The organism is Neobacillus cucumis, assembly GCF_023715505.1.
In genome coordinates, this window is sequence record NZ_JAMBOH010000024.1 from 67882 (window position 1) to 77736 (window position 9855).

The following is a 9855-nucleotide window of genomic DNA, read 5'->3' on the forward strand; positions in this document are numbered from 1 at the left end:
TGTCCCCATTTCTTTATTAGATTAATAGTTTATTTGATTCTGAAGTCCATTTTTTATTTCGCTTAATTCAACTGTTTCCCTCTCAAGCTGATTTAATTTTTCTATAACTTCCTCCATTTGATTAGGGGACAGATTAGTAAATGGTTGAGCTACTAATTCACTCAGCTTCTGCTTTTTCAAACTGGTCAAAATACTTGTATTACTCGCAATTTTAGGCATATAGCCGATTAAAACCTCTGCTGCCTTTTCATTAGCCAGTATATCTATAACCTTTGTATCCGAGGTATATACCACACCAATTCCCCGTTCATTCGGATAAACAAAGCGGTAGGAACCGGAACCAATTTCCAATGAAACTCCATCCTCTGTTTGACAAATATCAATGATTCCATCCATTTCAGCCAATGCATTAATACCTTCTTTAACATCCGTTACCTTGGCAAATGGCAATAAGATTTGAGCAGTTGTGTTCGCTGGAATTTCAATCTCGGCCGTTATATCTTCATTGGTTAAATTCCAAGATGATATAATGTTTCCATACATGGAGTTATGGCTTGCACGTACGTAGGTCAATTCCTTACCGCCAAATTTCGGCTGAATACGAATACGTTTATATGCAGGTTCTGCTTTATCCATGTCTAATCCCGCCAATACCCTGTACATCCAATCACCGATTGCACCATATGCATAGTGATTGTATGAATTCATGTCATCGCTCCAGAACGAACCATCCGGCTTAATGCCATCCCAGTGCTCCCAGATCGTGGTTGCTCCTTTTGTAATAGAGTACAGCCATGAAGGATAAGTTTTCTGTAGAAGAAGTTTTACCGCAGTTTCATGATAACCATTATTGGACAACACAAAGCAAAGGTAAGGTGTGCCGACAAACCCAGTCGTCAAATGATAATCACTATCCAATACAAGCTCGTTTAAATCATGCGCTACACGCTCTCTCACTTGTCCTTCAACAAGATCAAACATAAGGGCAAGGACATGGGCAGTTTGAGTCGGAACGGCCAAACGGCCATTCTTGGTTACAAACTCATTTCTAAATTCCTCAATTACATGTTCCAAAATTTCTCCATATGTTTGAACGTCTTCAGCCTTATTAAGAACAGCAGCTGTGTCACGGAGCAAACGGGTTGAATACGCATAAAAAGCAGTGGCTACCAAATCATTTGGGGTAGCTCCGTAATAGCTATCCTCTTTACCATCCAATCCGAGCCAGTCTCCAAAGTGGAAACCTGTATTCCACAGATATTCATTTTCTCCTTGTACACGTATATATTCCACCCAAGCTTTCATGCTGTCATACTGTTCTGCCAGTAATCTTTCATCTCCATAACTCAGATAGACATTCCATGGACAAATAACAGCTGCATCTCCCCATGCTGCTGAGGAAGCGCCATCCACCACTTGAGGAATAACAAAAGGCACTCCTCCATCTGGTAATTGATCTGCTTTTAAGTCCCTTAACCATTTTGTAAAGAATTGCCCTCCATGGTAGTTGAATAGAGCCGTACGGATAAATACCTGTGCATCACCTGTCCAGCCAAGACGCTCATCCCGCTGCGGGCAATCTGTTGGTACGTCTACAAAGTTTCCTCTCTGGCCCCAAACAATATTTTGTTGCAGCTGATTGACCATAGAATTGGAAGTTTCAAACTCTCCAGTTGGTTCCATATCCGAATGAATTACCTCGCCAACAAAATTTTCAAGGGGAAGTCCGTTTTCCTGACCAGGGTAGCCTTCCACTTTGACATATCGGAATCCTAGGAATGTGAAATAAGGAGCGTAATTTTCAGTTCCAGTCCCTTTTGTAATGTATTTAACGGTTTGCTTTGCACTTCGAAGATTACCAAAATATATATTTCCATCTTTATCAAGAACTTCTGCGTGTTTTAGCACAATTTCTGTACCCGCTGGTGCATTGACAGACAGTCTGACACGCCCGACCATATTTTGACCAAAATCGATTACCGTATCACCTGCAGGGGTAACAAACGATGAAATTGGACGAATAGTCTCTGTTACACGGACAGGGTTGTTCTCTTGCGAAACCATACTGTTGACTTGAGGATGACAAACAACAACGCCTTTCCAAGCTTTGTCATCAAAGTTTTCCTCACTCCATCCATCTTTCTCAAGCCGTGCATCATAGGTTTCACCATGGTAAAACTCTGAATAAAGTATTGGACCAGTAGCAGCCTTCCATGTTGAATCAGAATTGATAACCTCTTCTGTACCATCATCGTATCGAACGTGAAGTTGAAGCAATACGGCACGTTGATCGCCGTAAATATGCCGTTTATTTTCCCAAGCCAAGTTTCCCTTATACCAGCCGTCAGCCAGCATGACACCGATTACATTATCATTATTGTTAAGCTGTGTAGTAACATCATATGTCTGGTACTGGATACGTTTGTGATAACTAGTCCATCCTGGAGCCAGTAATTCATCCCCGACTTTATCCCCATTTAAATACAATTCGTAAACACCTAAACCAGTGGCATAAATACGCGCTGATTCGATTGGCTTTTTTAGATTGAACGGCTTCCTTAGCATAAAAGCCGGCTCAGTTTGTGAATTCATTTCCTCCGGATTAGGAGTAATCCAGCTGGCCTTCCATTCACTTGGGTCCAGTAGAGCTGTTTCCCACCGGGCTGTATCGCTCCATTCGGACTCCCGGCCAAAATTATCCCAAACCTTTACATGATAAAAATATCTAGTTCGAGATGCAAGCTGCGGACCATTATATTCAATATGAAGAGATTGATCTGAGTCGATTAATCCTGTATCCCAAACCGGATTTTCAAAACCGGTTTCTGTAAGAGAAACTTGAATTTGATAGGCCTGCTGCAGGGTTCCACGTCGTTCTGATTCGATACGCCAGCTCAATCGAGGCTGGCTTATATCAATCCCAAGTGGATTTGTCCGGTATTCACATGTTACTGCTGTTACTTGCAAATTAGCCATTTCTTATATCTCCCCTTTATATAATAAATTATAAGCAGGATAAGAGTCCTATTTTTATCCTTTTTACTTCACTGAACCAGCAGTCATACCTGCAACAATCTTCTTATTGAAGAAAATAAACAGAATAAGCGGTGGAAGCGAGATTAATACAATGTTTGTAAACAACAGGTTCCATTGCGTATTGTACATACTTGAGAAGTTATACAGCGTAAGCTGCAATGTTGCGTTTTCGGAACCTGGATAGAAATATAATGGGTTTACGAAATCGTTATAAATTCCTACTGCAGTCAACACGATGACAGTTGCGGAAACAGGTTTTAACAATGGTAAGATAATTGAGAAAAATAATCGGATACGGCTGCATCCATCAATTAAGGCTGCTTCGTCAATCTCACGTGGAATGGTTGCCATAAATCCTTTATAAAGCAATACTGTAAACGGTAAGCTCAGCGCCACCTCTACTAAAACAATTCCCGGCATTGTTTTAAATAAGCCAATCCCATTTAACACCCAAATAGTTGGTACGATTGCAGGCGGGATGATTAGTCCTGCAAGAATCAAAAAATTAAAAACCGGCGTTGCTTTACTCATTTTTCGCTGCAATACATAACCTGCCATTGCACCAAAAACAATTAATAGAATGATAGAAAAACCTGTAATGGCAATACTATTAAAGAAAGCACGAATTATCATGCCATCTTGCGCTTCTAATACGGCCTTCATGTTTTCCACTATGTGGAAGGAACTTGGCCACGCCATATTAAGTAATGAAGATTCTTGCGTATCTTTTACGGCATTAATGATTACAAAATAAAATGGAATACCAAACACTACTAACGTCAGTAAAACAGCGATACATTCCAATACAAACCTTCGAATCCCTTTGCCCTTTACTCCCTTACGGTTTTCTACAGTAACTGGAGGTCTTGCAGATTGGACCACTACCTTGTTCATTATAAATCCACCTCTTTTTTGTTTAAGTAGGCGTACAATGGGAATGCCAATGCAGATACAAGTAGGAATAAAATGACGTTTCCGGCTGTGGAAAGACCATAAAACCCTGCTTGATACTGCTTATATATAATAGAAGCAATAAGGTCGGTACTAAAGCCTGGACCGCCCTTTGTCATCGCCCAAATTAAATCAAAGGATCGAAGACCGCCAATAAATGCTAGGATAATAACAGAATTCATTGCTGGGCGACTCAGTGGCAAAATGATATTCCAGAACTTATGGAACCCGTTTCCGCCATCAATCATCAGCGCTTCATAATAATCGGTTGGTATGGACATGATCCCTGCAATAAAGATAACAGTTGCCATCCCGACACCCTTCCACACATCAACCAACGCTACAGAAAGAAGTGCGATTTTACTGTCACCTAACCAGTCAGGACCTACAATTCCTACCGTCTTCAAAGCTATGTTAATAAGCCCTTGTGTGGGGTGCATCATCATCATAAAAGCCATCCCAATTGCGATTGTACTTAAAAGAGTCGGGAAGAAAACCATGGAACGGATAAAGCCCACTGTTTTGAGCTTCGAGCTGAGAAATACTCCGAAGAGCAGTCCAAGAACTACCTTAAGACAACATGTTACAACAGCGTAGATAATGGTGTTTTTAAATCCGATATTCAAAGAAGGCTCTGTCAAAAATGTTTTAAAGTTTTCTAACCCAATAAATTTCCAATCTGTGAGTGACCACCATGTCATACTGAAAAATAAGGACATGACGGTAGGCAGTAAGAAAAAGACAAAATAAATAATGCCTGCTGGAATAAGAAATGTGTACGAATATGTCCGATTTATAATTTTTCCCATTTTGCTGTTTCTCCTCTCCATGGTTTGAGTTAAAAGCAGCCCTGTCTGGTATTGACAGGGCTTTGACTTTCCTACGTTTAAATTACCAGCCCTTTAAGCCAAGCTGCTTCGCTTGCTTTTCAACATCTTGATCATAGGATTTTGCTCCTTCTTTCGCCGATACCATACCCCCACCTACTTGAGACGTGATTTGTGGTAAGTTCGGTCCCTTTAATGGACTTAAGAATTCAAGAGCCGGTGCTGTTTTATCTTCGTTAAAGTATGGAAGCATGTCTTTTACCGCAGCATATACATTATCTGGAAGATTCGCATCTTTAATTGCAGCTGGACCAGTAGGTGCTGATTTTGACATAAACAGCTGAACAGCTTCTGGAGTTACGAAGAACTCCGCCCATTTCTTTGCTTCTTTTACATGTTCGCTTGCTTTGTTAATATAAATGGCACCAGGCGCCCATGCAGTAATACCGTTTTTGTCAGCACTATCACCAGGCTGAGGGAAGAAACCAATATTGTCAATTTGATCAGGATATAACGTTGCAATGTTGGCTAAAGCAAAAGAAATCATTGGATATTGTACACCAGTACCGTCTACTAACATTTTTAATCCCGCGTCATATCCGGTGGAATTAAAGTCTTTATTCATATAGCCCTTTTTGTAGATTTCAGCCAGCTTTTCAAAGCTTCTTAGAGTTGCTGGTGTTGTGGCCATTTTTGCCTTATTTGCTGTAAAATCATCTGGGAAAGATGGATCCTCTGCTAATACATTATAGTTATCAGAGAGCATGATAACCTGAGATGTCCAAGTATCCTTATAAGTTCCAATAACTGCTGTTTTTCCAGCTGCCTTAATCTTCTCATTGTTCACCATCAGCTCGTCCCATGTTTTTGGAACAGAAAGACCTAGCTCCTGATATACTTTCTTATTGTATAACCAGCCTCCCGCGCTAAAACCGCCAACTGGAATGCCGTAAACCTTTTTGTCTACTGTTACCGCTGTCTTAAAAGTATCCAAGATTGTATCCATATATGATTCGCTTGTCAGATCCACCAAATTTTTCTCAGGATTCAATGCTTGTAAAAGTGACCCTGAGTTATACGCCATTAAGTCTGTCATATCACCAGTTGAGAGACGAGTTTTAACTAGGTTATCCCCTTCTGAACCACCAGGGCGAGTTTCAATTTCAGTCTTAATCTGGTATTTCTTCTCAAACTCAGCCGCAACTGCTTTAAATCCATCCATTGTGGCAGGGCTCTGATTATCCATTAATAATGTAAGAGTTGTTTCTTTAGAATCACTTCCGTTTGAAGAGCTTTCCTTACTGCCGCTACAACCTGCTAGAATACCAGTAAATAATGCTGCTGAGCATACCACTGACAATATTTTGTTTCCTGTCTTAAGCAATTGAAGTTCCCCCTTAATAATATTTAGTAATTAATAGAAGATCATCTCATGCCAATCGTTCCTATTACTGTTTGTAACTACTTTTTTTATAAGTTGAGTTATTGGCATGCTTGATTTAATTTAATTGTAAGTGCTTTCAGTCATTTTTGTAAGCGGTGCATTTTTTGTATTATGTCCGTTTTTTTTGGAATATAAAGAAAATTTACAGTACTTTATTGTATTACTTTTTGGGATTTATTCCATCCGAAATAACAAAAGCCTGCGCTCCTTATATTCTTGAGCGAGGCTATCACTAATCGATCATTGAAATAAAATAGCTTTTAAAAAGAATCACGGTACTTACCCGGGTTCACTCCAACATATTTCTTAAATAATTCGGAAAAATGTCTATAACTATGGTAGCCTACTTTTTGACTTACCTCTCCTACTTTATGACCATCGCGAAGAAGTTTCTTTGCTTGTTCCAGTCGAATCTGAGTTAAATATTTGATATAGGAGTGTTTCATTTCGTCTTTAAATAATAGACTAAAATAGGTAGAATTCATGCCCACGTATTCGGATACTTCCTGCAAGGTCAAATCCCGGAAATAATTTTCTTTCATATACTTACACGCCTTCTCAACTGCCCCGTGCTTTAATTGCTGGCGTACAATAAGTGACCAATCCAATATTTTTTCCATCTGTGCTCGGAACCAGCTGTACATTTCTTCTTTCGTATTTAAGGAGCGAATTTCAACGTTTGGTAAAAAATTATCACCATTTATTTTTACTACATCTTCTCGAGCCTCTTTGGCTACTTCCATTCCAAGATAAATGATCTTTAAAATTTCCCGTTCTGTCACATCAGGATTACATCGCTGTCCTTCTAGCTGTTGAATAAAAAAATCCAACTGTTTTAAAAGACCTTCTTTATCGCCAGTTCTCATATTGAAAATAACTGCTTGCTCCTGTTCAGATAAATCGGTGGATATTTGGGGGTTTTCTCCAATATCCTCAAAGCGTGTCCAACCTGCCTCAGCCATAAACTGTCCATACCTTAAAGCCTGTAATGCCTCTTTGTAGCTTTTCTTTGCTTCTGCCAATTTATATGTTCGGCCAGAACCCAAGGCGATCCCCATCTGTTCAGGCTGGGACAATAATTGCCCCCACAAATCTTCCATTTCATTTTGAAAATGAAAAACAACAAGTAATTGTTCCGTCCCGTTCCGTACCTGGACTACCTTATAAGATAAATGATTTTGTAAGATAAAATTCCTACTTGAATGGGCAAGGACTGTTACGCAAACGACTTGATCCGCTTCGTACCCAAAACTGTCACGCCATTTCGGTATGGCTTCCTCCCCTAACAACAGCAAGTCCAATGTAGCCTTCTCCAGCAGTTCAGCTCTACTGTCCTCCCATTTTGATTGGATCGAAGAGATACTCTTTTGAAAATTTATTTTCTCTATTATTCTTTTAATAGCATCCTCAATCATCGGAATCGTAATTGGTTTTTCCAAGTAATCAGCTACCCCTAATTTTAGTGCCTTCTTTACATATTCAAATTCATTAAACCCACTAAAAACGATGCATATTGTTTCAGGTGCAATAAGGAGGATTTTCTCAATAACCTGCAATCCGTCCATTACTGGCATTCGAATATCTGAAAATACAATGTCAGGATGACATTCATTAAATAAGGTAAGGGCGTCCTTTCCATTTGATGCTGTTCCCACTAGCTCTATACCATATTTGGACCAATCAATCATCATTTGCAAGCCTTGAAGTACAATGTACTCATCATCAAATATTACTGCCTTTAACATCTTTTACCTCCCTTGCATTAGTCCGGAATTTTATTGCAATACTCGTTCCTTCATTTACCTTACTAGATATTGAAAGAGTGCTATCCGTACCATAACATAACAACAATCTTTCCCGAACATTTCTTAAACCATAACCTTGCTTGGTTGTCTTTAAATCTTTGATCCCAACTCCATTATCTCTCACTATAAAAATAACCCATCCATCCTTTTCTTTACCGGTTAACTCGATGATTCCTTCTCCAACTTTTGGCTCCAATCCATGATAAATGGCATTCTCTACAAGCGGCTGCAGCATCAGCTTTAAGATTTTTTTCTCCATTAAGTGAGGATCGACATTTTCTATATACTGAAAGCGATCTTGATAGCGAAGGTTTTGAATCGTCATATAATGGCGAATATGCTCTAATTCCTTTGAAACGGGAATCAAGTCTTCCCCTTTATTCAGACTGAGTTTAAAGCTTTCTGATAAAGCTACTGCGATTTTAGCAATATCATGATTATTTTGCATAATTGCCATCCAATAAATAGAGTCCAATGTGTTATACAAGAAATGGGGTTTTATTTGAGCCTGTAGCGTCCTAAGCTCAGCCTCTCTTTCCTTTAATTGCGCCTGAACAAGCTTTTCATTCAATTCTTTATTTTCCACTGTTACCCTCTGGAAAATATCCCCAAGGTTTATTAATGGTCTTGAAACAGTTCCTGACAAGGAGAAGGATAGAAAAAGAACAATTAATCCGAGTACTGATGAAATAAGTGCTGTGGCTATCCCAATTTGGTTAGACTGCTTAAGCAGCTCCTTTTCTTTAATAAATTTGACGAAGGTCCAACCTGTCGTTTGATTTTGGTAACTACTAGTCAGATTGCCTTTTTCCTGAATTAATTTAAGTGAAGATTCCTGGTTATCTGCCCTATTAAACTCTAAATTAAGTAACGTGTTATTTTCAATAACAGCGCTTTCTTTTTTCTCGGAAAGATTAATTATAGCCCAATCCTTTTTGCTGCTCTCCTGAAAAACTCTTGTAAACATCGTTTTTTTTATGCTCACGACTAATAAGCCAACTTTCTCAGGGTTATAAATATTTTGTGAATCCTTTAAAAGCTTAACCGAAGAAAAAGTGTTTTTTGAATCATCATTATTAAGGATATTATTATCAAAAAACACAGGTCTCCCTTGTGCTTCTGCACTTTTTTTATACCAGAAAGAATTAGAAATGGTTCGATACATTCCACCATTGTTATATTTTCCTATACTATTGGAGTTGCCGTAGCAGACAGTTCGGTAATTTACATCAAACAAACAAACAGAATCAATATACTGTGTATCAATCAGATAACTGGATATTAAATTTTGTATTCTTTTAGTTGTTTCATTATCCATTATGCTCTGACCAACACCAGCATACTTTCCGCTATCAATCAGTTCACGACGTACATCGGGACTCCATGAGATAAGCCGCTCCATGTTGATGATGTTTCGAAATAATAAGTCTGCAACTTCGCTGGATGTTTTAAGGTTATTTTCCGTTGTCTTCAATTGATTTTCAATTAGTGTATTTTTTGCAATATTAAACGATATATATCCTAATAAAAGAAGCGGTAGTATGGAAATCCCCAGCATTAAATAAAAATATTTCATTCTTACTTGGTTATATTGAAATTTTATCCTCATTTTTTTAGATCCCCATTTTCAGTCCAGCCTTGATTTTTTTATATTTTTTTATTATAACTCAACTTTCGCAGACTGAAATAGGCAGGTATGCCTTGATATAGTTAGGCAAGCCCGCAATCCATTGCTCTAGTTGACTTTTAATTAATTTTTGAATCTTTTTGTTACTCTCTTTAAGGGTATCTT

At 38.6% G+C, this 9855-nt stretch carries 6 protein-coding genes; all 6 read right to left on the reverse strand.

What is annotated here, in order from left to right:
• Positions 1-21: 21 nt before the first annotated feature.
• Positions 22-2976: an alpha-L-rhamnosidase gene (locus M3226_RS24305; protein ID WP_251571220.1), complete on the reverse strand. Its 2955-nt coding sequence runs from the start codon at positions 2974-2976 to the stop codon at positions 22-24.
• Between the two features lie 63 nt (positions 2977-3039).
• A complete protein-coding gene (locus M3226_RS24310; RefSeq protein WP_251571221.1) occupies positions 3040-3930 on the reverse strand; it encodes a carbohydrate ABC transporter permease in 891 nt (296 codons plus the stop codon).
• A complete protein-coding gene (locus tag M3226_RS24315; protein ID WP_251571222.1) occupies positions 3930-4796 on the reverse strand; it encodes a carbohydrate ABC transporter permease in 867 nt (288 codons plus the stop codon). The genes M3226_RS24310 and M3226_RS24315 overlap by 1 nt, the downstream gene beginning before the upstream one ends.
• 82 nt (positions 4797-4878) lie before the next feature.
• The gene (locus M3226_RS24320) at positions 4879-6198 is read right to left on the reverse strand and encodes an ABC transporter substrate-binding protein (protein WP_251571223.1); all 1320 of its coding nucleotides are present in this window, start codon (positions 6196-6198) and stop codon (positions 4879-4881) included.
• A 320-nt stretch (positions 6199-6518) separates the two neighbouring features.
• On the reverse strand, positions 6519-8003 hold the full coding sequence (locus tag M3226_RS24325) for a response regulator (protein ID WP_251571224.1): 1485 nt from the start codon (positions 8001-8003) through the stop codon (positions 6519-6521).
• On the reverse strand, positions 7981-9672 hold the full coding sequence (locus M3226_RS24330) for a sensor histidine kinase (protein ID WP_251571225.1): 1692 nt from the start codon (positions 9670-9672) through the stop codon (positions 7981-7983). Before M3226_RS24330 ends, M3226_RS24325 begins: the two co-directional genes overlap by 23 nt.
• Positions 9673-9855: the final 183 nt, after the last annotated feature.